The sequence below is a fragment of the Mesorhizobium sp. B2-4-19 genome (assembly GCF_006441315.1).
GTDB lineage: Bacteria > Pseudomonadota > Alphaproteobacteria > Rhizobiales > Rhizobiaceae > Mesorhizobium.
Genome location: NZ_VFUV01000014.1, coordinates 137240 through 160269 on the forward strand (window position 1 = coordinate 137240; position 23030 = coordinate 160269).

A 23030-nucleotide genomic window follows, 5' to 3' on the forward strand; every position below is an offset into this window, starting at 1 on the left:
CGATGGTCACGCACCCCTCTCTCGTGCTTGCCGCCACGGTCGCCCTGGCGGCCGTTCTCGCCGCCATTTCGATCACCGATTTCCGCCGGCAGATCATTCCGGACGGGCTCAACCTGGCGCTCGCCGGCATCGGCCTGTCCTATCAGCTGGCGGCGGACGCCGAGGGGGTGCCGGTGCAGATCCTCTTCGCCGCCGCGACTTTCGCCGCTGCCTGGCTGCTGCGGCGCGGCCATTTCCTCATGACCGGCCGGATCGGCCTCGGCCTCGGCGACGTCAAGATGCTGACGGCTGCTTCATGCTGGATCAGTCCGCTGCTGTTGCCGGTGCTGCTGTTCATCGCCAGCGCCAGCGCTTTGCTGTTCGTCGGCGGACAGGTGGTCGCGACGGGGCCGGCGGCGGCGCGGGTCCGCGTCGCCTTCGGCCCGTTCATCGCCATCGGCCTCGGCGCAAGCTGGGCGCTGGAGCAATTTGCAGGTCTAGACATGGGACTGCTGTGATGATGCGCTTTCTTCAACCCTCCGAAAAGCTTCAATCCTCGGAAAAAACGGGCCGCAACCGCCATGATCGCGAAGGCGGCTTCACCCTGGTCGAGCTTCTGGTCGTGCTCGCCATCATTGCGCTGATCGCCACGCTGGCGGCGCCGCAGGTGCTGCGCTATCTCGGCGCGGCCAGGACCAATGCGGCCAAGGCGCAGATACGCAACATCGAAAGCGCGCTCGAACTCTACTATGTCGACAATGCGAAATACCCGACCGACGAAGAGGGGCTCAACGCCCTGGTCGCGCAGCCGGCCGGTGAAACGCGCTGGAACGGGCCTTATCTCAAGGGAAGCACCGGCCTTAAGGATCCATGGGGCAGGCCCTACTCCTACGAAGTGAAGGCCGATGCCGGTGGCGTGGTCATCCGCAGCCTTGGCAAGGACGGCAAGCCCGACGGCACCGGCGAGGATCAGGACGTCACCAACTGACGGCGGCCGGAGAGAGCGTGCTCAATTCGTGCGAGGGGGGCCGGCCAGATCGAGGCGGGCAAACCCTCGCGATGAATAGGCCGCGCCATCGCGTACCACCGAAAGGGTGAAGCGCACGGCGGCGGGCAGTCGCCGCGGCGCATTCCAGCCCGGCAGCCACGATGGCGGCGCCAGCGCGTTGTCGAGATATTCGAATTTCATGGCACTCAGGCCGCCGATCAGCCGCACCGGTTCGCCGGGAACCGCTGCGCCGGGTTTGCCGCCACGCCGCGTTTTCTGGATGATGGCCAGCGCGGCCCCCGTCTGGCCTCCGTCGCCAAGCGACACGGTAATCTCGCGCAATGCGGAGGATTTGAAACCGATCGCCTGAACGGCATTGAACTCGATCCGGGCAGCATCGCCGCTGAGATAGAGCACCTGGTCCGGCGACGATTTCGACAAGGGCAAAGGCTCGGCATGACTTATCGCCGTCTCGAGAAACCGCGATGCGGCATCGACCTCCATCTGGAACTCGGTCGCCTTTTCGATGCGCATCATCGTTCGCGCCTGGCCGAGAAAGACCATCATCAGCGATGTGATGACGCCGATCAGCGCCAGCCCCACCAACACATCGATGAGCGCAAAACCCGCCACCGGTGCCGAGGCTCCCGGATGCGCATCGACGCCTGATGAAGCAGCACCCGCAAGATTGCGGCGAACGGCGCGGGCCTTCGTCCGAGTGCGGGAGAGCGGCCAACTCACGGCGCGGCCGGGCCTTGCGCCGGCACAAAGGTCAGAAACGGCGCGCTTGGAAACGCGCCGCCCTGCTTTTCGATAAGAACAGCGGTTACCTTCGCTTTCGCGACGTCTATCGTGCGGGTCTTCAGGGTCCAGCCGGGTTGCGCCGCGGTTTGTGCCCGGGCCTCGTAGTCGGCCAGCATCATGCGAACCGTTCTGGCCGCTTCGACCTGGCGCTTGGCGGCGGCAATGCTGCGGCTGGCCAGCACGATCGACTGGCTGGCGATGCCCAGAACGAGCGCCAGGATCGTCATGGCGACGATCATCTCCAGGATCGAGAAGCCATCTTCTGATGAGGATTGGGGCAATGGCCCGGTCACGGCAGGGTTCGCCATGTCGGAAGCCCTGTCAGCCAGTTGACCGCGATGCGCGCCGTCCGGCCTTTTTGCTGCAGCGTGATGTCCATGCCGGAAGCGCGGCCGTCGGGAAGGAAGGTCAGCACGGTCTGCCGGTCGGCGACGACAGTCTCCCGGCCGGTGATGACGGTCATTTTGACATCGTCCGGCAAGGCCAGGCTGTCTCGTTCGCCGAAACGGATGAGACGGCTACCCAGATCGACAAGGACCTGCTTCGGCCGGGCGGTGGCGATGGCCAATGTGCGCGACAGGCGCAACCGCATGGTGATCTCGCCGGCCACCGTCTCCAGGCTCTTGGTGCGATAGTGGCTGACCAGCCCCGGTGCGGCGATGGCGGCGACAAGCGCCATGATCGCCAGCACCACCAGCATCTCGACCAGGGTGAATCCTGCCGTTGCCTGTCCCTGCGTGTTGGCTGCGGGGGCGGCGGTCATCGCAGCGCCAGATCGTTGATGCTGAGGATCGTCGTCATCACCGAAATGACCAGGCTGCCGACGAGAAAACCAAGCGAAATCGTCAGCGCCGGCGTCAACAGCTTCAGCACGGTGTCGATCCGCCGCGTCAGCGTCAGCTGAAGCATCCTGGCGGCGCGATCCAGCACCACGGGAAGCGCATTGGCCTCTTCGCCAAGGGAGACCAGCGACATTGTCGCGTGGTCGAAAATCCCCGCCTTGACGATCGCGCCGTGCAGGCGGGCGCCATTGGCGACAGTGTCTTCGATCGATGCAAAGCTTGCCGCCAGCGAACTCTGCCTGGAAACATTGGCGGCAAGGCCAAGCGCCTCGGTCATCGTCACGCCATTGCCGAGCAGCAGCGCAAGCGTTTCGAGATAACGCGCGATCACGGCGTCCCTGACCAGCGCACCGATCAGCGGGATCTTCAACAGCCAGCGCGAAAGCTGTCTTCTGGCGCCGGCGGAACGGGACAGCAGGAGATAACCAAGCAGGCCAAGCACCGCAGCCAGCGGGAAAATGAAGGGGTAGTCGCGGAACACCGTGCCGAAGGCGGAAAGCATGGTCATGGTGAACGGCTTGGGGGCCGATGAGCCCTCGAAGATCGGTTCCAGCGCCGGCACCAGGACCGTCGCCAGAATGACCAGCGCCCCGCTCATGACCATGAGCAGGAAGGCCGGATAGGCCAGCGCCTCGATGATCGCGGCGCGGCGCTTGGCCGTCGTCTCGAACGTGTCCGCCAGCCGCTGGCAGATAAAGGCCATCTTGCCGCTGCGCTCGCCGCTGGCAAGCAAGGCGGCAACGTCCGGGGTGATGCCGGACAGGGCGGCAAAGGCTTCGGCGATCGGCCGGCCGCCGGTCGTCAGGTCGAGCACCGATTGCAGTTGCTGGCGCCGCTGCCGGTTGGCTTCGCCGGAAATGACCGCACCCAGGGCGCGGTCGACCGTGAAGCCGGCGTTCAGCAACACCGCAAGCTCGGAAAACAGTCGGCTGAGGTCGACCCTGCGAGTCAGCATCAGCGCGCTGCGCCCCGGCAGGCGAAGCTGCGGCGCTTCGCTGTTCACGGGCGCAAGATGGTAGGACCGGCGGCCCTGCTGCGCCAATTTTCGGGCGGCGTCCTGTTTGGTCGACGCATCGAGAACGCCGGCCTCGGTCGAGCCGTCGGCCAGGTAGGCGCGATAGGCGAATGCCGGCATCAGTCACCTCCCGCGAGATCGATGACACGGCGGACCTCGTCCATCGTGGTGACCTGCGATCGAGCAAGCGCGGTTGCGTGGACCGACATCGGCACGAGGTCGTCCTCGGCGGCAATGCGGCCGATCTCCATTTCGCCGGCACCCTGATCGATAAGCTCGGCGATGCGCGGCGACACCTGCAGCATTTCATAGGTCACGGTACGGCCGCTGTAGCCGGAGCCGTTGCAGGTGCGGCAGGCCGGACCGGTCTGTTCCGCGCCCCGGCAGGTCGGGCAGATACGGCGCAACAGCCGCTGCGCGATGACGCCGCGGATCGTCGCGCCGAGCAGATAGCCGTCGATGCCCATGTCGCGCAGCCGCGTCAGCGCGCCGGCGGCACTGTTGGTGTGCAATGTCGAGAACACCAGATGGCCGGTCAAGGCTGCCTGGACCGCGACCTGCGCCGTCTCGCGATCACGAATTTCCCCGAGCAGGATGATGTCGGGATCCTGGCGCAGGATCGAGCGCAAGGCAGCGGCGAAGTCGAGGTCGATCGCGGGATTGACCTGCAACTGGGTGATGCCGGCCATGCGGTACTCGACCGGATCCTCGACGGTGAAAATCTTGACGTCCGGCCGCGAACGCTCGGCCAGGATCGAGTAGAGCGTCGTCGTCTTGCCGCTGCCGGTCGGCCCGGTGATCAGCACGATGCCATTGGCCGCTTGCGACATGTTGCGGATCTTGGCCTGCGCGGCACCATCGAAGCCAAGCTTCTCCAACTTCAGTTCGACGCCGGCGCGATCGAGAATGCGCAGTACGATGGCCTCGCCATGAATGGACGGAATGACCGAGACGCGCAGGTCGACATCGCGGCCGCGCACGGCAATACGCATGCGTCCGTCCTGCGGCAGGCGCCGTTCGGCGATGTTGAGCCGCGACAGGATCTTGATGCGGGTGGAGATGCCGGACAGCATCGCGATCGACGCGGTGTCGACGGTGGACAGCATGCCGTCATGCCTGAAGCGGATGCGGACATGGTCCTCGAGCGGCTCGATGTGGATGTCGGTGGCTCTCGCATCGACCGCCTTGTGGATGGTCTCGGCGACGAAGCGCACGATCGGCGCCTCACGGGCAAAATCCTTCAAGCGCTCGAGGTCGTCAGGGCCGAAATCCAGGATTTCACCGCTGCCGCCGCCATTCGAAACGGCAGCCAGCGCCGATTGCTCGATGCGGTCGATGCATTCGGCGATCATGCGCCTTGGCAAGATGCGCAGCGCCAGGGTCCGCTCATAGTGGAAGGCCAGTGCGTCGATGGTGGCCGAAGAGAAAGGATCCGCCACGGCGACGACCAGCCGTTCGGCGTCCATCTGCAGCGGCAGGATGGCGTTTTCCCTGAGATAGGCCAGCGGCACGCTTGCCAGCATTTCGGGGCTGACCTGTTCGGGGATCTCGACCTGCATCGGTGCTTCGAGGTAGCGGCTGAGGCTGCTGGCAAGCTCCTGCTCGCCGATCAGCCCAAGTTCCGTCATCACCGTATCGAACGGATGTCCCGAAGTTCGCGATGCCCCCAAGGCGCGTTGGGCGGCATGCGCGGTCAGCACTTTCTCGCCCTCGAGAAAGGCGAGAAACGCCTCGATCTCCTTCGTCTGGACGGCAGCGTTCATGAGTTCCACCCCCGCAGGATCTGTGCCGCCTCAGTGCCGAAAAGCACTTCGCAGCCGGCGGTGCCGGCGACCGGCGGCAATGCACCGGCTTCGGCGGCCGGGCTCCGGGAGACGCGCGAGAATGCCGCGCCCGTCGGAGATTTTTCGATGATGAACCCGGCCTCGCCCGCGATGCCGGAACCGTCCCGCCTCACCACCACGTCGACCGTATAGGCGGACGCATCGGCCACCGCCTGAACGACCGAAGCACTAGAGCCACCAGCAAGGGCGGCGCGCAGACGGTCTGGCGCGCGGTCGGCGCTGATCGTGCCACGCTTCGAGTTGACCGTGAAAACACCATTCAAGGTCCGCAGGGGTATTGACGACAGTGCCGAAAACTCCTGCAGTTCGGATACGGATTCGAACGGCGCCTGCTTGTCCTCGGGCGGCCCGACGGCGCTTCTCGACTGCGGCAGGCCGGCGAACAGCTTGGCGTTGTCGCGAAACCGGATCGCGGCCTTGGCCAGTTCGGTCGATGCCTGCTGCTCGAAGCCGAGCGCCGCAAAGCCAAGCTCCAGCAGGCGGTCATCCGCGGCATTGAGATCGATCAGTCCGCCATGATCCTGGACGCGCACGGTGAAACTGAACCCTCCCGACCGGCATGATGCCGGCGTGGAATCCAGCGGAAACTTTTGCCGGCCGGAGGCGCTGGTCAACATGCTCGCGACCACATTGCCGAGGCCTTCGGCCAGCAGCGACAGGCGCTCCTGTTCGACCTCGCTGTTGGCGATCATCAACCGTGTTTTGGCCGTCACGGCAAAGGGGACGACGATCGCCGAGACGATCAGCATGAATACCAGCACGGCAACCAGCGAAAAGCCGCTGCGGGTGCTTTCATCCCGCGAGCTGGTGCCCGCGCTGTCATGGGGAGCGCGGTCGCTCATAGTTGCGGTTCGCTCGGGGGCGGCGGCGGCGCATTCTTCCATGGCGGATAAAGCGGGATGCGCGCCAGCTTGCCATCTCGCTCCAGCACGGCCTGATCCTTGTCGATCGCCGACACCCTCCAACCGTCGACAGTGTCGCCACTACCATACCAGACCGCGGCTTCGCTGCCGGCGACGCGCAACAGCGCCTTCGCGGCGCCGCCGTGAATGCTGATGCCCAGCAGCGATGGGGCGACGGCCGGTGGGGCCTCGGGTGGCGCCGGGGCGGGCGCCGGCTCGACAGGAGCAACGGCAACCTCCGGCGACGGCGCGACTGGCGGGAGCACGAATTTCCGGCGCGTCGGCGTGAACAGCGGGCGCTGGAACGTCTCGCTGAAATCGCCGGCTTCGGGAAATTGCAGCGATCCCGCCACCGAGGTTGGGCCGCCATCATGCCCCTTGCCGGAGGCCACGGGTGTAATGTCGACAGGCGTGTCGTAAAGCGCGACATTGACCAAAGCGAGGGCCGCGATCACCGCCGCAATCGCCAGGCCGGTGAATTTCCCGGTCATGGCTTGACCCCGGCGGGCGCCATCTGCATTTGCAAAGGCCCGTAAAACAGGATCTCGGCGAAAAGCTCGGGGTCGCCGGTCCGTCCCGCCGCCGGCCTGACATCGGTGGTGCGCAAGGTGGCTTCGCGGATGAACAGCACTGGCAGCGAGGTCTCGATGGCGAGAATGGCGTTGTGGATGCCTTCCAGCGGCCCCGAAAGGTTGGCCCGCAGCCCGATGAAATCGACGCCGGCTTCGCTGAGCACCGGTGCATTGCCGGCAGACAGCACGCTGACCCCATTGGCGGCGGCAATCGCGTTCAGCCGGGTCTGCAGTCCGCCGCGAATGATGGCCTCGCTGCCGCCGGTGAGAAACTCGGGATTGGCCGCGGCTTCCGGACTGGCGGCGCTGTCGAGGCGCTTTGCCAGGGCGGCCACGCTCTGCAGCTGGCCGAGAAGCTCGCGCTTTTCCTCGATCCCGGCCTGTGCGGAGGCGACGCTGTCGAAGGACGCGAACACCAGCCAGGCAAGCACACAGGCCGTGACCGCGGCGATCGCCAGCGCGATCAGGCGGCGGATCGTCGGCCTCGTGTTGAGGATGGCGGAGAGCATCGTCAGAGCGCCCCGATCTTGGCCGAAATGGTGAAGTGCTCGCCGTCCTGACCGGGAACCTTGACCACCGGCGAGGCGAATTCGGGTGCCGAAAACAGTGGCGAGGCGTCGATCGGCTGGATCAGTTCGGCGGCCGAGGTGGAAAAGCCTGAAATGGTCAGGTCGTCGCCCTTGGACGAGAGATCGGTCAGCCAGGCCGTGTCGGGCAGCAGATGCGTCAGTTCGGCCCAGACGCGCACCAGCGACGCCGTCGTCTTCTTTTCCTGGCGGATCTTTTCGATCCGCTCGATGCCGGCCTGGCGCTTCTGCAGCGAGGTGCGCGCCGCCTTGGCCAGCACCTGCGCATCGGCGATCTGCGCATCCAGTTCAGCCTCGGCCTGCCAGGCGCGCCAATGCGCATGCGCAAGGGTCACCAGCACGGCACCGGCCAGCACCGAAAGGGCCGCAATCCAGGCGGTCCTGGCACGGCGGTCGCGCGCTGTCGGCGGCCAGATGGCGGCGAGGCTCAGCGGATCGGCGCGCAGCGTGCCGGCCGGGTGCGACAGCGACAGGCAGCGAACGCACCCGCCGGCCCGGCGGACCGCGTCCAGCACGGCGGCAAGCGTCTTGGCCTTGACGACATGGTAGGCGCTGTCCTGTTCCGCCGTCGCGGCGACGACGACATGCACCTGCGCTGGGTCGATCGGCGTCGAAGCCATAAGGTCGAGTTCGGCCATGTCGCGTGCCTGCCGAACCGGCAGCCGCCGCGCCGCGAGATGGCGGGTCAGGAACAGGCCGGGCTGGACGCTGATATCGAAGCTCGGCCGCCTGCGCCGAGACCCGCCTTGGAGCAGTGCCAGTATCTCGTCGGAGGAAGCCGTCAGCGCCAGCGGGATCGACTGGAACTCCGGCGCCTTGGCCTCGCGCACACGAATGCCGTCATCCGCCAGGCTGACGATCCAGTCGCTGGTGGAAGATTGTTCTTTCCTGGGAACAACCCGCATCCAGACCCCTCGCAGCTCATCGAGCCACCAGTCGAAAAAATCCAGAACCTGCGCGTTGAATGTCGCCACAATCAACCACCCGCCGCCCCGGCTGATTCTCAGCCGGGGTTTCAGGACGAGACTACTACAGATGGTGGTGTGATGCGGATATTTGCGAAGGCGCAGGAGAGGGATTAGCCACAGCTTTTGTTGGAACGCCAGGGATAGCGAAGGAACTATGTGTCCTCCATCGGAAGGCAGGCCTATAATTCCGAACGGCCCGAAGCCGGCAAGCCGCCGGCGCGAACCAGGGTCACTTTTCGCTCCGCCGAACGCGCACCGCTTCCGGCCTGCCGAACGACCAGGCTGGCCTTCGGCCATTCAGTCAGAGCGAGTCGTATACGGCATCGATCAAGATCTTGCGGCGCGGGTCCATGTCGTCAAAACCCAGCATGCGATTGGTGACGTAGCCGAAACCGACGCCGGCGCCGGGATCGGCAAAACCGATGGCGCCGCCCCAGCCAGTGTGGCCGAACGTATGCGGCGACGCACGGCCGGCATAGACCGGATCTTCCATCTGATAGCCGGCGGCGAAGGCGGTGGGTGCGGCAAAGCTTTCATCCATGCCGCGAACACGTTGACGCGCCGCCGCTTCGATTGCCGCGCGGCCGATCATTGGATGGCCCTCCCAGACGCCACCAGCTGCCATCATGCCGTAAATACGAGCCAGTGCGTGAGCCGTCGACTGACCATTGCCGCCTGGCACCTCGGCGGCGCGCCAGACGCGGTCGTTGGGGGCCAATGCACGGGGCGCTGGATTGTCGGCTGCGTGGGGAAAGGGCGAGGCGCGGACAAAGTCGACCCAGTCCGAGGCACCGGGGCCTTCGATCATCTCGGCGACCCTGGAATCCTCACCGTCCGGCAGACCGACATGAAAATCGGCTCCGAGCGGGCCTGCGATCTCTTCGCCGATGAAGCGGCCGATGCTTCGTCCGTCGACGCGTCGCAGCACTTCGCCAGCAAGATGGCCGTAGGTAAGCGCGTGATAGATGCAGCGGCTGCCGGGCTCCCAGAGTGGCGGCATGGCCGCAAGCGCGTCGACAAAGGGCGTCCAGGCGAACATACCCGCCTCGTCCATCGGCACGGCAAGACCATTCAACCCGGCCTGGTGCGACATCACCTGGTCAAGCGTGATGCGCTCCTTGCCGCCGGCCGCGAATTCCGGCCAGTAGCGGGCAATGGGTGCGGCATAGTCCAGCCTGCCGCGCTCCACCAACATTGCGATCGCCAGCGCCACGACGCCCTTGGTGCAGGACCAGACATTGATCAGCGTGTCCTGCCGCCACGGGCGGGTTCGCGCGGCATCGGCATGACCGCCCCACAGGTCAACGACAGTCTTGCCGTGGACGACGACGGATACGCCACCGCCATGTTCCAGCCCTTGGGCGAAACACTCGGCAAACGCCGCGCGCACGGCACCAAAGCGCGGATCGCAGATACCATCCATGTTCATGCGTGAAATCTCACCAGATACTGATATGACGGCAATGCCGCCGTTGAGGCCTTGTGGCTTGGCGAGAACCCGCCAGTCCAGAGAATTGCCGGCTTCGACCTACTGCTTCACCGAGGTGGAGGTGCCCCAGGTATCCGACAGCACGTAGCCTTGGGGATAGGGATCGGTCGGATCGAGATAGTAGCTGTGCTCGCCTGTAATCCAGGCCCGGCCGGTGATCTCCGGAACGATGGCCTTGCGCCCGGCAATTTCCGCCAGCTCCACGATCCTGCCGGTGAAGCGCGAGCCGATGATCGATTCGTGGATCAACACGTCGCCAACGCCCATCAAGCCGCGCGCCTGCAGCACGGCCATGCGGGCCGACGTACCCGTTCCGGTCGGGCTGCGGTCGGAGCGGCCCGGCGAGACGATGCAGGTGTTACGCGTGACATTGCCCGGCCCCTGGAACGGCATGGCGAACTGGACGATCGACACGCCGAGCACATGGTCGAATTCCGGATGCACGACATCGAGCTGTTCGCGCGCGGCCCGCCTGATCTTCTCGCCGGCCACCGCCAGTTCGCGCGCCTCGTCGGGGGCGACCGAGAAGCCGAGCGCCTTGGCATTGACGATGGCGTAGAACATGCCGCCATAAGCGATATCGACGATGAGCGTGCCCAGCCCCTCGACCTCGATGGCAGCGTCGAGACGTTCGGCAAAGGCGGGTGCGTTGCGTAAGGTGATCGAGACGCATTTGCCGTCGCGGCATTGCGCGCGCACCTCGATGACGCCACCCGGCATGTCGAGCTTGAAGCGCGTCTCGGGCTCCTGCATCGGCACCATACCGGTCTCGAGCAGCACCGTGGCGACGCAGATCGTGTTGGATCCGGACATCGGCGGATATTCCGTCGGCTCCATGATGATGGCGCCGGCGGCGCAATCCTCGCGCGTCGACGGAACGAGCAGGTTGACGTGGCGCGCGACGCTTCCGCGCGGCTCGCAGATCAGCATGCGCCTGATATGGTCATGGTCGCGCTCCATTGTGATCATCTTGTCCATCATCGTGCGGCCAGCCGGCGGCAGGACACCGCCGATGATGACATCGCCGACTTCACCTTCGGCATGGCAGCCGACGACACGAATGCTGGTTTTGCTGCGCATTGCTGTTCCTGCGTTGGTCCCTGGCGCCACGACTATTTTGCTTGGCAAGCCGTGCCGCTTCGGGACAAACTGATCAATCCGCGCGCAAGCCTCAAGGAGAATCCGAAATGACCTCCAATGTTTTTTCCGGCTGCATGCCGGCGTTGATGACGCCATGCACGCAGGACCGTCAGCCCGACTTCGACGCGCTGGTGCGCAAGGGACGAGAGCTGATCGCGGCCGGCATGTCGGCTGTCGTCTATTGCGGCTCGATGGGCGACTGGCCGCTCTTGACCGACGAGCAGCGCATGGAAGGCGTCGAGCGCCTGGTGACGGCCGGCGTGCCGGTGATCGTCGGCACCGGTGCGGTCAACACCGCCAAGGCCGTGGCGCATGCGGCGCACGCCCAGAAGGTCGGCGCGCGGGGCCTGATGGTGATCCCGCGCGTCTTGTCGCGCGGGCCTTCGGTGACGGCGCAGCGCCATCACTTCAAGGCAATTCTTGCCGCCGCGCCCGACCTGCCGGCGGTCATCTACAACAGCCCCTATTACGGCTTTGCCACACGTGCGGACCTGTTCTTCGCCCTGCGCGCCGAACATCCGAACCTGGTCGGCTTCAAGGAGTTCGGCGGCCCGCAGGATCTGCGCTACGCGGCGGAAAACATCACCAGCCGCGACGATGAGGTCGCGCTGATGATCGGCGTCGACACCGCCGTCTTCCACGGCTTCGTCAATTGCGGCGCGTCCGGCGCCATCACCGGCATCGGCAACGTCCTGCCGAAGGAGGTGCTGCACCTTGTGGGCTTGAGCCAGGCGGCAGCCAAGGGCGACGCCGAGGCCCGCCAGCGCGCGCTGGAGCTGGACGCCGCGCTCGCCGTGCTGTCCTCTTTCGACGAAGGCCCAGACCTGGTGCTCTATTTCAAGCACATGATGGTGCAGAAGGGTAATCCCGAGTACCTGCTGCACTTCAACGACACGGATGCCCTGACCGACAGCCAGCGCGGCTACGCCGAGGCGCAGCTCAAAGTGTTCGACAGCTGGTATGCCCAATGGTCGAGGCAACCCGGCGTGATTGCAAGGTCTGCAGCCTGAGCCCGGCAAGTGCGACGGGCGGCCATAGTGTGGCCGCCCGTTGCATTGCGGGGCTGAGCGGCCGCTGTCAGACTTAGTGCCTGACCATCCCGGCGTCGACGTTCAGCGTCTGGCCGGTGATCCAGCGCGCGTCGTCGGAGGCCAGGAACGAAACCACATCGGCGATATGTTCCGGCTGCCCCTTGCCCTTCATCGCCTGCAGCATCTCGACGAAGCCGAACGCCTCGTTGTGCGGGCTCGCCTTGACGCCATCGCTCTCGATCAGGCCGGGCGTCACCGCATTCGCGGTGATGTTGTACTTGCCGAGTTCGGTGGCCAGCGCCCGGGTGAACCCGATGACGCCGCCCTTGGCCGCGACATAGGCCGCCATGTTCGGCGTGCCGGCAAAGAAGGTGTTGGAGGCGATGCTGATCACGCGCCCGGCCTTGCCTGCCGCGCGCATCTGGTCCGTGCCGGCGCGTGTGACGATGAAGGTCCCCGTCAGATTGACGTCGATGATCTTGCGCCAATGGTCGAGATCGACGTCGTCCCAGGCGACGAACGGCACGATGCTGGCGTTGTTGACCAGGATATCGATCCCTCCGGTCAGAGCCTGGATTTCGGCGAAGAGTGCCTTGACCGAGGCCGGATCGGAAATGTCGGAGGCGATCGCCCTCGCCTTCCCGCCGATCGACGCGGCGGCAGCCTTGGCGCCTTCGGCGTTGATGTCGCTGAGGATGACGGTTGCCCCGTCGGCGGCAAGCCGCGCGGCGATCGCCTTGCCGATACCCTGTGCGGCGCCGGTAACCAGGGCCGTCTTTCCCGCAAGCCGTTCAGTCATGAAAATGCTCCCTCAATCCGTGATCTGGTGATGTCTGTTCAGGCGTCGGCGTCGACAACAGCCAGCGCCGCCTCGATGCCTTTGCCGATCGCGAGTTTCTGGCCGGCCGCATTCATGGCGCCGCCAAGTGCCGTCAGCGCCGCGATCGCATAGATCGGCTGGGCAGTCGGCCCCATATGGCCGATGCGCGTCAGCTTCCCCAATGTCTCGCCGCGGCCCGACGAAAACACCACGCCGTAGCGGGCGCGAGCGGCCTGGCGAAGCGCCTTCTCGTCGACACCTTCGGGGGTGCGGACGGCGGTGGTCGTTGGCGACGCGATGCTGTCGCTGGCGGCCCAGATCGACAGGCCCATCGCGGTGACGCCCGCGCGCATGGCCCTGGCGGTGAGCGCGTGGCGCGCCCACACCGCCTCCGGTCCCTCATTGAGGTAGAGATCGAGCGCGATGTCGAGCCCGTTGATCTCCGAGACCGACGGCGTGAACGGAAACGGCTTGTCCCTCGACCAGGCGTTTTCCCAATCGACGATGCTCAGCATCGATGCGCGCGGCGCCAGGGGATTGGCCTTCATCTTGGCCCAGGCCCGCTCGCTGACGCCCATCATGGTGAGGCCGGGAGGAGCGCCCAGGCATTTGTTGGGGCCGGTGACATAGATATCGGCCTTGCAGTCTTCTGGATGCGTCTTCATGCCGCCAAAGGACGATACCGCGTCAACGATGAGATAGGCGCCATGCGCCGAAACCAGCGCGCCGATGGCGTCGATCGGATTGATGGTGCCCGACGGCGTGTCGTGATGACAGACGGAGACGATGGTGATCTCCGGATGCGCCTTGAGCATGCCGGCGACCGCCTGCGGATCGATCGCCTCATTGTAGGGCACCTCGATCTCGAGCAGATGCGGCGAGTACCGCTTCGCCCAATAGCCAAAGCCCTTGCCGTAGACGCCCGAGGCAAGGTTGAGCACGACGTCATTGGGCGCGATCAGTGATGCCGCCGCCGCCTCGAGGCCGAGCACCGGTTCGCCATGCAGGATGACCGGCTTGTTCGACAGCCGCATCGCCTTCTGCGCCTTGTCGACCACACGCTCGTAGAAGAGCTGGAATGCCGGGTCGTAGTCGTAGAGCACCGTGCGGCCTAGGCCGCGCAGCACTTCTGGATAGGCGTTCACCGGTCCCGCGGTCAGGGTGATGACCGGATCGGCGTGTTCGGGATAGCGCATCATCTTGTCTCCGGATTGGCGGCGGTCAGCCGTAGAATTGCGTGCCGGTCCTATAGGTCCTGAAGTTGTCCATGTCGTGCGAGTACATCAGCTCGGCGCCATGGTCCTCGGCGAGCTTCTTCACCTTGCGCATCGAATTGACGCCCGCCACCGGGTCGATGTGGAAAGCCGCCTGGCACAGCGTCTCCAGGCTCTTCTGGGTGTAGGCGGCGTCGATGGTGAATAGGATCGGCTTGCGCTTGGGAAATTCGACCAGCAGGCTGTAGTGGCCGATCGAATGGCCTGGTGTCGAGATCAGCTTTACGCCCTTGGCGAGATCGACGTCGCCGTCGATGCCCTCGAAGGTCGAGTTGGCGCGCGTCGTGCCTTCCAGCAGTTGCGCGGTCACGCCACGCGCTTCGGCGGCCTCCGCCGAGAAACTCAGGTCCGAATAGCCGAGATGTTCGAAGGGCTGCGGATTGCAGGCCTGCGGCACCTCCGAGCGATGGCAGATCTTCTTGGCATGCGGAAAATACTTATTGCCGCCGCAATGGTCGAAATGGAAATGCGAGTTGACGACGACGTCGATATCCCTGGGTTCGAGCCCGAGCAGCGCAAGCGCGCCGGGGACGGTCTGGTGCTTTTCCTGGATCGGCTTTTCGAAGGGCAGCACCTTCATGACGTGATCGTAGTCGTAGCCGGTGTCGATCAGGAACCGGCCCTCGGCATGCTCGATCAGGATCGAATAGACGGGGAAACGCACTTCGCCGCCGGGGCCGCGATTCCAGAACACGTGATAGCCGTCGAGAACGAGCGAGCCGCCGTCGAGCAGATAGACCTTGGTATCCGACATTCTTGCCTCCTGTTTGGCGCGGCTCCCTTCCGCGCATCTGATTGTGGTCAGCGCGCGCCGCGCTCGTATGGAATGCCTAGTGCCGCCGGCAGGCTGGCCCGCCGGCCGAACAGCACCAGCATGATCATCACTGCCAGGAACGGCAGCATCTGGATGATGTCGGTCGGTATGTTGATGCCGGCCACCTGCATGGCCGTCGTCAGCGACAGGCAGACGCCGAACAGCAGGGCGCCGAACAGCACCCAGACCGGGCGGCCGCGCGCCAGCATGGCCAGCACGATGCCGAGAAAGCCGGCGCCATTGGTGATGAACGGGATGAACAGGCCGGCCCCGACATTGGCGAGATAGGCGCCGCCGAGCCCGGCCAGCGCGCCGGTCGTCAGCACCGCGATGGTCCGGGTCCTGATGACGTCGATACCGGCGACGTCGAGTGCTGCCGGCTTGTCGCCGGCCGCCTGCAGATTGAGGCCGAGCTGTGTGCGCCGATAGAGGTAGCCCATGCCGAACACCAGCGCGACCGCCAGGTAGACGATCAGATGGTGTTTGAAGAAGGCGGGCCCGATGACAGGGATATCCGACAGCAGCGGAATGACGGTGGCGTCCGCCGCCGGCAGGCGGGGATAGCTGCGTGAGAATTGGAAATGATGAAGCAGTGCCGTCAGGCCTTCGAGACCGAGCGTCAGCGCGATGCCGATGACGATCTGGTTCAGCCCGATGCGCACGCACAGCAGCGCCATGATCAGCGCCACCGCGACGCCGCCGGCGGCACCTGTAAGGAAGCCCAGCCACAACGACCCGGAATAGAAGGCGCCGACGAAGCCGAGATAGGCGCCGGCCAGCATCATGCCTTCGATACCGATGTTGAGCACGCCGGCTTTTTCCGACATCTGCTCGCCGAGGCCGGCCAGCAGCAGCGGGATCGCCGCGGTGACGGCGCCGAACAGCAGCGCGCTGAGAAAGACTTCGCTGAAGAGCCCGGTCATGCCCTAAGCCTTTCTCGACTGGTTGTAGCGATGGTCGACATATTCGGCGAGCGCCAGCACGATCAGCACGATGGAGACCAGCACCAGCGTGAAATGATTGGGCACACCGAGCCGCCGGGCCGCACTCTCGCCGCCGATCGACAGCACCGAGAGCAGGAACACGAAACCGATGGCGGCAAAGCCGTTCATGCGGGCGAGGAACACGGCCGGAATGACCGCCAGCCCGTAGGCGGGATTCCAGTCGGCGCGGACATTGCCCTGGACGCCGATGATGTCGACAGCGCCGGCAAGGCCGGCCAGCCCGGCCGAAATGGCGAAAACAGCGACGGTCAGGCCAGACACGCCGAGCCCCGCATGGACCGCGGCGCGCGGATTGGCGCCGACGATCCGGAGCTTCAGCCCGAACGCCGTGCGCGTCATCACCAGATGCACGATGATGATCGCCGCCAGGCCGAGCAGCAGGCCGCTGGTGATGGTCGTTTCGAACAGGCGCGGCAGCCGGTCTTCCACCGGCAGCGTACGTGTCTGTGGCACGGTCGTGCTGGGATCGCGAAACACCAGTTTGACCAGAACATTGGCGAGCGAGGTGCCCAGGAACGTCATCATCAGCGTGGTGATGATCTCGTTGACGCCCTGATAGGCACGCAGCAGAGCCGGCACCAGCGACCAGATCATCGCCACCGCCATGGCGATGAGGAAAGAAGAGGTCAGCGCCAGCCAGGACGGCATGATCTGAACGAGTACGGGCGCGCTGGCCGCCGCCGTCACCGCGCCAAGCAGGAACTGGCCGTCGCCGCCGAGATTCCACATGCCCGCGCGAAAGGCGACGATCAGGCCGGCGGCAAGAAACAGCAATGGCGCCATCCGCGTCAGCGTTTGCTGGATACCGAGCGGAGAGAACAGGCCTTTCTCCAGCACGAAGCCGTAATAGGCGAGCGGGTCCACGCCGACGGCAAGCAGGATGCAGCCGGCTATGACGAGAGCGATGAGGATCGGGCCGAGCGTCATCAGCAGCCGATGCAGGATGTCGCGACGCGTCGCCGCCGCGCTCGTGGCATCGAGCGCGGTGGCACTGGCGGTGGGGGCGGTGTCGATGCTCATGCGGCAAGTCCGATCATCAGGCGGCCGATCCTGGTGCGCGCGTCGTCGGTGTTCCCGACCGTGCCGACGAGCGCTCCGTTGGCGATGACGGCGACGCGGTCGCACATGCTCAGCAACTCCTCGAGGTCGGTGGAGATGAGCAGCACGGCAAGGCCGCGGGCCGCCGTATCGCGGATGCGTTGGCGCGACGCCAATGTGTTGGCGAGATCGAGCCCATAGGTCGGCTTGTTGAAGATCACCACCTTGGCGCCTTCGGCCAGTTCGCGTGCCAGAAGCACCTTCTGGATGTTGCCGCCCGACAGCCGGGCGACCGGCGTCTTCAGGCTCGGCGTGCGCACGTCGTATTCGCGCACGAGCTGGGCGGCGCGCTCGTCGATCTCGCCACGCTGCTCGACGCCGTGGCGCCAGAACGGCGCAGCGCCGACCTGCTTGAGGAAGAAGTTGATCGAGACAGGGAAGATGCCGACAGTGCCTTCGCCGAGCCTGTCGTCGGTCAGGTAACGCAGACCGCGCCGACGGCGTTCGCCGACGCTCAGCGCCTCGATGGCGACACCCTCCAGCCGCACCGAACCGCCGGTCGCCGCGCGCTGGCCGGCCAGCGCTTCGGCCAGCTGCTTCTGCCCGTTGCCGTCGATGCCGGCGATGCCCAGGATCTCGCCCGGGCGGATGTCGAAGGAGATCGACGACAGGCCCGGCGCATTGTCCGTCGGCGCGACCGCCAGATCCGCGACCTGAAGCAGCGGCGCCGCTTCGGCCTGGACTGTACGGACCGGACGCTCGACAGCTTCCGGATCGTCCTTCTGCTTGCCGAACATCAGTTCCACGATCTCCGAGATGATCGCCTGTTCGCCCAGCGCGCGAAACCGCTCGGGTGGGATCTCGCCGACCTTGCGGCCGAGCTTGAGCACCGAGATGCGATCGCCGAAGGCCGCCGCCTCCTTGAGCTTGTGGGTGATGAAGACGATGGCCAGGCCCTGCTCGACAAGGCGACGCATCAGCGCGCCAAGTTCGTCGATGCCTTGCGGCGTCAACATGGAGGTGGACTCGTCGAGGATCAGCAGCCGGCTGTTGCGCACCATGGCGCGCAGGATTTCGACCTGCTGCTGCTCGCCAAGCGAAAGCTCCGACACCTTGGCATGCAGCTTCACCGTGATGCCGAGACTGCGGGTGATCTCGGCGACGCGTGCTTCGAGCTCCTCGGTCCTGGGGCGTTGCCACCAGGGTCCGCCAAGCAACAGGTTTTCCGCCACCGTCAGCGTCGGCACCAGCATCATGTGCTGGAAGACGGTGCCGATGCCCAGCGCCAGCGCATGGCGCGGCGATGTGATCGGCGTTGGCTTGCCGTCGACCAGTATGCGCCCTTCGTCCGGCTGCTGCAGGCCCGACAGCATGCCGATCAAGGTGGATTTTCCCGCGCCGTTCTCGCCGAGCAGCACATGCACCTCGCCGGGACGGATCGACAGGTCGACGCTGTCATTGGCGACAATGCCGGGAAACCGCTTGGTCACGCCTTCAAGCGCGACGATGTCGCGCCCGGCAACGGACGAGGAAGAAGAACCGCTCATGAAAGCCCTGCACCAAAGAATGGTAATCGGCCGGAGGGGCGAATGGATCACCCCTCCGGCGGCTGACCCGTGATCGCCTTACTGGGCGACGCTGGTCATCAGCGCCCTGACGGCGGCCGCGTCATAGACCGGTTCGACCTTGATTTTGCCGGAAATGACATCTTCGCGCAGCGTCTGGATTTCGGCCCAGACATTGTCCGGAATGGCAGCGGTTTTCAGCAGCTTCACCGAGTCGTCCTTGAGGCCGATCGTGTAGTGCTTGGTGCCGAACGTGTCGGCCTTGATGTCGGCGATCATCGCCGCATAGACCGGCTCGATGTTCCACACCACCGACGACAGCAGGAAGCCCTTGTCGATCGGCGATTTGTCACCGATGACGTCGATGAAATAGACCTTGCCGCCATCCGCTGCCTTGGTCGTTTCGACGGCCTGCAGCATGCCGAAGCTCGAACCGTTGCCCTGACCGAAGATGATGTCGGCGCCCGACGCGATCACGCTTTCCGTGACACGCTTGCCGCCGGCCGCATCGCTGTAGGCGGCCGGTCCGATCACCGCATAGGTGATCTTGACGTCCGGGTTTTCCGCCTTCACGCCTTGCGCGAACGCCGCCGACTGCGAATTCCATGATGGCGGTTCGCCCGAGACGACGATGCCGACCGACTTGGAACGCGACATCTTGGCGGCGAGACGGCCGGCGAGATAGGCGCCCTGGTGGCCGCTCAGCGTGTAATCGGCGACGAGGCCCTTCTCCAGGCCGTTCGGCGTGTCGACGATCGCCACCGCAACCTTCAACTCCTTGGCGATTTCAGGCGCCGAGGTGTTGTAGCCGCTGGCGTGGGCGATCAGCAGGCTGGCGCCGTCTGACGCAAGTTCGCGCAAGGTCGGACGAACATCGCCATAGCCGAGGCCCTGGGCCACGACCACTTCGACGCCGGCGGCCTTGCCAGCCGCCTTGGCGGCGTCGATGCCTTGCTGGTTCCAGCCGTAGTCGGTGCCTTCTTCGGGCGTCAGGATGGCGATCGACTTGATTTCACCGGCAAGGGCGCCACCCATCAATATACTGCTAAGTATAACTGCACTTACACTGCTTTTAAGAATCTTTAACATGTTACCCTCTCTGTTGATTTGCCAATCAATATTCTTGTTGTTATTGCGCATGAGCGAGGTAGACTGCCTGAGAAAATTTACCCATGGAGCTCAGGCAAAGTGAAGATTCGTTACATTCTCCCTGTGGCGCTGGCGTTCACATCCTTTGCCAACGCGGTCGAGTTGCATCATGTCATCGTCCGCAAGGGCACCGACGGGCTCGACATGGTGCGGTTGACGATTTCGAATGCAGGCAAGGAAGGGCTGTCCTGCAATGCCGACTTCGCCCACTGGTATTCGGCAGGAATCGCGACGGTCGAGCCGGGCAAGAGCGCCCGCGTCGATCTCTGGTTCGACGCCAAGACCGGCACGTTCACGATCCTCAACGACAAGCGCGAGAACCTGCCGGTCGAGCGGCTGTGGTGCGGCCTGTCGGGCCGCGCATACGCCACCCGGGTGCAGATCACGCTTGACCGCACCGACGCGGCCAAGGGAGCGCGCGCCGTGTCCTGCGGCGTGGAGCAGGACACGCTGGCCTGCCGGTAGGCGCTCGTCGATCCGCTGGCCCGCGACATGGCGCGGCCTATTCCTTGGCCAGGAACTTGTCGGTGAAGACGTCGTCCGCCGGCAAGGCCGCCTTGAGCACGCCCTGATCGGTGAGCGTCTTCAGCGTTTCCTCCCACTGCGACTTCGTCATCCAGCCGAGGCCGTGTTCCTTGGTGTCCGGGCTGGTGAAGGTCGACGCGATGTCGGCGTTGATCTGCGCCAGAAGCACATCCTTCTTGTCGGCGTAGCCGGGTGCGGCCTTGGCGGTGATCTCGGCTGCCTCTTCGGGGTGCGCCACGACATAGTCGAAGGCCTCCCTGTAGGCCTTGACGAAGCGGGCGACGATTTCGGGCTTGTCCTTGATCATTGTCTGCGAGGTGAACAGGCCCGAGCCATAGGCCTTCCAGCCATGGTCCGAGCCCATCATGATGCTGAGCGAACCGGGGCCGCCGGCCTTGGCCTCCAGTTCGGGAACCTCGGCGTCGACATAGCCGACAACCGTCTGGACCCGGCCCAGAAGCAGATAGCTTTCATAGGGCGGCGAAACGCTGTTCAGCGTCATGTCCTTCTCGGTCAGGCCATTGGCCGCCAGGAAGCCCTTGAAGAAGATGTAGGTCGAACCGGCTGGATGAATGCCGATGGTGAGACCCTTGAGATCCGCCGGCTTGGTGAGCTTCGTCGTCTTCGCCAGCGAGATGATCGCCAGCGGCGAGTGCTGGTTGACGGCCGTCAGCGCCACGACGGGAACATTCTGCGACCGCGCCACGGCGAGCGTGGGAAGATCGCCGAAACCGAAATCCGCGTTCTCATTGCCCACCAGCCGCATGGCGTCCGGCGAGCCCGACCCCTTGCGGATCTCTGCGACGTCGATGTCGTTCTTGGCGAAGAAGCCTTTCTCCTTGCCGACGAAGAACATGGCGTGGTTGCCGCGCACCACCCAGTCGAGCTGAACGTTGACCTTGTCGGCCGCCAGGGCGACGCTCGAGAAACCGAGTGTCCCGACACACGCCGCAAGCGCGGCTGCCTTGATGAGTGAGCGTCTGAGCATTTTTGTTCCCTTTTTCGTTGGTTGAGAGCGGACCTAGGACTGGCTGAATTTCGGCGCCCACGGCACCACGATGCGTTCGAGAATTTCGGCCGCGTAGTAGAAGGCGATGCCCAACACCGAAACGAGGAGCAGGGCAGCGAAGACCAGCGCGGTATCAAGCTGGGTCGAGGCGAACTGGATGACGTAGCCGAGCCCGTCCGAGGCGCCGGCGAATTCGCCGACGATGGCGCCGATGACGCTGAGCGTCGCGGCGATCTTGGTTCCAGCCATCAGGTTGGGCAGCGAATGCGGAACGCGAATCCTGAACAGGATCTGCGTGCGGCTGGCGCCGACCGAATTCATCAGCGACAGCAGCGAGCGATCGACCGACTGCATGCCCGCCAGCATCGACAATGTCACCGGGAAGAAGGCGATGACAAGGATCAGGCCGATCTTGGGCGCGAGCCCATAGCCAAACCAGAGGATGAAGATCGGCGCCAGTGCCACCTTGGGCACGTTCTGGAACAGCACCACCAGCGGATAGAGCGCTCGCCCCAGCCAGTCGAAACGCACGATGACCAGCGCGATGGCAATGCCGACCACGACAGAGACAAGGAAGCCGAACAGGATCTCGCCCGCCGTCACCAGCGTCGCCTTCATCAGCGTTCCCCATTGCGCGACCAGCGATTGCGCGATCTCGGACGGGGCGGGAATGATGAAGGCGGATATGGCGAAAATCCTCACCACGGCTTCCCACACCACGATCGTCGCCAGCAGAAGAATGACCGCCGGAAGCCAGCTGCCGGTCGCCGCGCCCCAGCTCGAGGCAAGCCGCGACTCGGGCCGCGACTCGGAGAAATTGGTGACGGGTTGATCGCTCACGACGCACCTCCCGGTTGATGGCTGGCGCGCAGCATGGTGCGCAGTTGAACCACCAGCCTGACGAACTCCGGATCCTCGGTGACCGACAGGTCGCGCGGATAGGACAGACCAATGTCGAGGCTTTCGGTGATCCGCCCAGGCTTGATCCCCAGCACGTGGACATGGCGCGACAGGTGAATGGCCTCATCTATCGAATGGGTGACAAGCACGATGGTCTTGCCGGTGCGCTGCCAGATCTCCAGCAGCGACTGGCCCATCGCATCGCGGGTAATGGCGTCGAGCGCGCCGAACGGCTCGTCCATCAGCAGCACCGCCGGATCGAGCGCCAGGGCCCGCGCGATGGCGACGCGCTGGCGCATGCCGCCGGACAATTCATGGGGACGCTTGTGGGCGCTGTCGCCCAACCCCACCAGCTCCAGCATCTCCTGGCCGCGCGCGCGCAACTCAGCGCGCGAGAGCGACTTGTCGGCGATGCCGAGCAGTATCGATGCGTTGTCGACGGCGTTCTTCCAGGGAAGCAAATTGGCGTCCTGGAAGACGAGGCCGATCATGCGCTTGCGCGCTGCTTCTACAGGCGAAAGCCCGGCAATCGAAACGCTGCCGCTCGTCGGATTGACAAGCCCGGCCAATACCTTGAGCAAGGTGCTCTTGCCGCAACCGGACGGACCGATGAGGGAGACAAACGACCCCTTCGGCACCGAAAGATCGATATTCTGCAGAACCAGTTGCTTGGCCATGACCACCGACATACCCTTGGCGGAGATCAGGTCGTCATGACGGATATGGGCGGGCCGGCCGCCGGCTGCTCGAATGGTTTCAACGCGCATGGCT

25 protein-coding genes are annotated in these 23030 nt (G+C 65.0%); 4 read left to right on the forward strand and 21 right to left on the reverse strand.

The genetic code is table 11. The features are described 5' to 3' along the window. Window positions 1-2 precede the first annotated feature (2 nt). Both FJ546_RS22315 and gspG read left to right on the forward strand, forming a co-directional pair. Complete coding sequence (locus FJ546_RS22315) at window positions 3-497, forward strand: A24 family peptidase (protein WP_140891345.1); 495 nt, start codon at window positions 3-5, stop codon at window positions 495-497. Next, window positions 497-967 carry a type II secretion system major pseudopilin GspG gene (gene gspG, locus FJ546_RS22320; RefSeq protein ID WP_181168042.1) on the forward strand — a complete coding sequence of 157 codons (471 nt, stop codon included), beginning with the start codon at window positions 497-499 and terminating at the stop codon, window positions 965-967. Before FJ546_RS22315 ends, gspG begins: the two co-directional genes overlap by 1 nt. Before the next feature lie 21 nt (window positions 968-988). Here gspG and FJ546_RS22325 read toward each other — a convergent pair whose 3' ends face one another. From FJ546_RS22325 to FJ546_RS22375, 11 genes are all read right to left on the reverse strand, one after another. After that, entirely contained in the window at window positions 989-1600 is a 612-nt protein-coding gene (locus FJ546_RS22325) for a general secretion pathway protein GspJ (protein WP_140891302.1), read from the reverse strand. A 104-nt stretch (window positions 1601-1704) separates the two neighbouring features. Then, the gene (locus tag FJ546_RS22330; RefSeq protein ID WP_181168043.1) at window positions 1705-2079 is read right to left on the reverse strand and encodes a prepilin-type N-terminal cleavage/methylation domain-containing protein; all 375 of its coding nucleotides are present in this window, start codon (window positions 2077-2079) and stop codon (window positions 1705-1707) included. After that, the gene (locus FJ546_RS22335) at window positions 2061-2534 is read right to left on the reverse strand and encodes a GspH/FimT family pseudopilin (RefSeq protein WP_140891303.1); all 474 of its coding nucleotides are present in this window, start codon (window positions 2532-2534) and stop codon (window positions 2061-2063) included. The genes FJ546_RS22330 and FJ546_RS22335 overlap by 19 nt, the downstream gene beginning before the upstream one ends. Then, on the reverse strand, window positions 2531-3748 hold the full coding sequence (locus FJ546_RS22340) for a type II secretion system F family protein (protein WP_140891304.1): 1218 nt from the start codon (window positions 3746-3748) through the stop codon (window positions 2531-2533). Before FJ546_RS22340 ends, FJ546_RS22335 begins: the two co-directional genes overlap by 4 nt. Further along, window positions 3748-5391, reverse strand: a complete 1644-nt coding sequence (locus tag FJ546_RS22345) for a GspE/PulE family protein (protein ID WP_140891305.1) — start codon at window positions 5389-5391, stop codon at window positions 3748-3750. The genes FJ546_RS22340 and FJ546_RS22345 overlap by 1 nt, the downstream gene beginning before the upstream one ends. Next, on the reverse strand, window positions 5388-6314 hold the full coding sequence (locus FJ546_RS22350; RefSeq protein ID WP_140891306.1) for a general secretion pathway protein GspK: 927 nt from the start codon (window positions 6312-6314) through the stop codon (window positions 5388-5390). Before FJ546_RS22350 ends, FJ546_RS22345 begins: the two co-directional genes overlap by 4 nt. Continuing rightward, window positions 6311-6865, reverse strand: a complete 555-nt coding sequence (locus tag FJ546_RS22355) for a hypothetical protein (protein WP_140891307.1) — start codon at window positions 6863-6865, stop codon at window positions 6311-6313. Before FJ546_RS22355 ends, FJ546_RS22350 begins: the two co-directional genes overlap by 4 nt. Next, window positions 6862-7455: a type II secretion system protein GspM gene (gene gspM / locus FJ546_RS22360; RefSeq protein ID WP_140891308.1), complete on the reverse strand. Its 594-nt coding sequence runs from the start codon at window positions 7453-7455 to the stop codon at window positions 6862-6864. Before gspM ends, FJ546_RS22355 begins: the two co-directional genes overlap by 4 nt. A gap of 2 nt (window positions 7456-7457) precedes the next feature. Beyond that, window positions 7458-8507, reverse strand: a complete 1050-nt coding sequence (locus FJ546_RS22365; RefSeq protein ID WP_140891309.1) for a PilN domain-containing protein — start codon at window positions 8505-8507, stop codon at window positions 7458-7460. 295 nt (window positions 8508-8802) lie between these two features. Then, window positions 8803-9930, reverse strand: a complete 1128-nt coding sequence (locus tag FJ546_RS22370) for a serine hydrolase domain-containing protein (protein WP_140891310.1) — start codon at window positions 9928-9930, stop codon at window positions 8803-8805. Window positions 9931-10029: 99 nt separating this feature from the next. Continuing rightward, window positions 10030-11070, reverse strand: coding sequence for a proline racemase family protein (locus tag FJ546_RS22375; RefSeq protein ID WP_140891311.1), 1041 nt, complete (start codon window positions 11068-11070; stop codon window positions 10030-10032). 107 nt (window positions 11071-11177) lie between these two features. Here FJ546_RS22375 and FJ546_RS22380 point away from each other — a divergent pair, with 107 nt between their 5' ends. Further along, on the forward strand, window positions 11178-12140 hold the full coding sequence (locus FJ546_RS22380; RefSeq protein ID WP_140891312.1) for a dihydrodipicolinate synthase family protein: 963 nt from the start codon (window positions 11178-11180) through the stop codon (window positions 12138-12140). 73 nt (window positions 12141-12213) lie between these two features. Here FJ546_RS22380 and FJ546_RS22385 read toward each other — a convergent pair whose 3' ends face one another. The 7 genes from FJ546_RS22385 to FJ546_RS22415 all read right to left on the reverse strand — a co-directional run bounded on the left by FJ546_RS22385 (window position 12214) and on the right by FJ546_RS22415 (window position 19711). After that, the gene (locus FJ546_RS22385; RefSeq protein WP_095771394.1) at window positions 12214-12960 is read right to left on the reverse strand and encodes an SDR family NAD(P)-dependent oxidoreductase; all 747 of its coding nucleotides are present in this window, start codon (window positions 12958-12960) and stop codon (window positions 12214-12216) included. Between the two features lie 38 nt (window positions 12961-12998). Then, window positions 12999-14177: an alanine--glyoxylate aminotransferase family protein gene (locus FJ546_RS22390; protein ID WP_140891348.1), complete on the reverse strand. Its 1179-nt coding sequence runs from the start codon at window positions 14175-14177 to the stop codon at window positions 12999-13001. Window positions 14178-14202: 25 nt separating this feature from the next. Then, on the reverse strand, window positions 14203-15009 hold the full coding sequence (locus FJ546_RS22395) for a 4-pyridoxolactonase (protein ID WP_140891313.1): 807 nt from the start codon (window positions 15007-15009) through the stop codon (window positions 14203-14205). Between the two features lie 47 nt (window positions 15010-15056). Then, window positions 15057-15992 carry an ABC transporter permease gene (locus FJ546_RS22400; RefSeq protein ID WP_140891314.1) on the reverse strand — a complete coding sequence of 312 codons (936 nt, stop codon included), beginning with the start codon at window positions 15990-15992 and terminating at the stop codon, window positions 15057-15059. 3 nt (window positions 15993-15995) lie between these two features. Further along, entirely contained in the window at window positions 15996-17093 is a 1098-nt protein-coding gene (locus tag FJ546_RS22405) for an ABC transporter permease (RefSeq protein ID WP_140891315.1), read from the reverse strand. Further along, entirely contained in the window at window positions 17090-18658 is a 1569-nt protein-coding gene (locus FJ546_RS22410; protein WP_140891316.1) for an ABC transporter ATP-binding protein, read from the reverse strand. Before FJ546_RS22410 ends, FJ546_RS22405 begins: the two co-directional genes overlap by 4 nt. A 78-nt stretch (window positions 18659-18736) precedes the next feature. After that, window positions 18737-19711, reverse strand: coding sequence for a BMP family protein (locus tag FJ546_RS22415; protein ID WP_246686921.1), 975 nt, complete (start codon window positions 19709-19711; stop codon window positions 18737-18739). A gap of 153 nt (window positions 19712-19864) precedes the next feature. On the opposite strand from FJ546_RS22415, the gene FJ546_RS22420 reads away from it, so the two are divergent. After that, window positions 19865-20290 (forward strand): hypothetical protein, encoded by a 426-nt coding sequence (locus FJ546_RS22420; RefSeq protein ID WP_140891318.1) that lies wholly within the window; start codon window positions 19865-19867, stop codon window positions 20288-20290. Window positions 20291-20327: 37 nt separating this feature from the next. On the opposite strand, the gene FJ546_RS22425 is transcribed toward FJ546_RS22420, so the two are convergent. From FJ546_RS22425 to FJ546_RS22435, 3 genes are read right to left on the reverse strand one after another with little or no spacing between them, the layout of a single operon-like run. Continuing rightward, window positions 20328-21338 (reverse strand): ABC transporter substrate-binding protein, encoded by a 1011-nt coding sequence (locus FJ546_RS22425; protein ID WP_140891319.1) that lies wholly within the window; start codon window positions 21336-21338, stop codon window positions 20328-20330. A gap of 33 nt (window positions 21339-21371) precedes the next feature. Then, window positions 21372-22199: an ABC transporter permease gene (locus FJ546_RS22430; protein ID WP_140891320.1), complete on the reverse strand. Its 828-nt coding sequence runs from the start codon at window positions 22197-22199 to the stop codon at window positions 21372-21374. Continuing rightward, window positions 22196-23026: an ABC transporter ATP-binding protein gene (locus tag FJ546_RS22435; protein WP_140891321.1), complete on the reverse strand. Its 831-nt coding sequence runs from the start codon at window positions 23024-23026 to the stop codon at window positions 22196-22198. The genes FJ546_RS22430 and FJ546_RS22435 overlap by 4 nt, the downstream gene beginning before the upstream one ends. Window positions 23027-23030 lie beyond the last annotated feature (4 nt).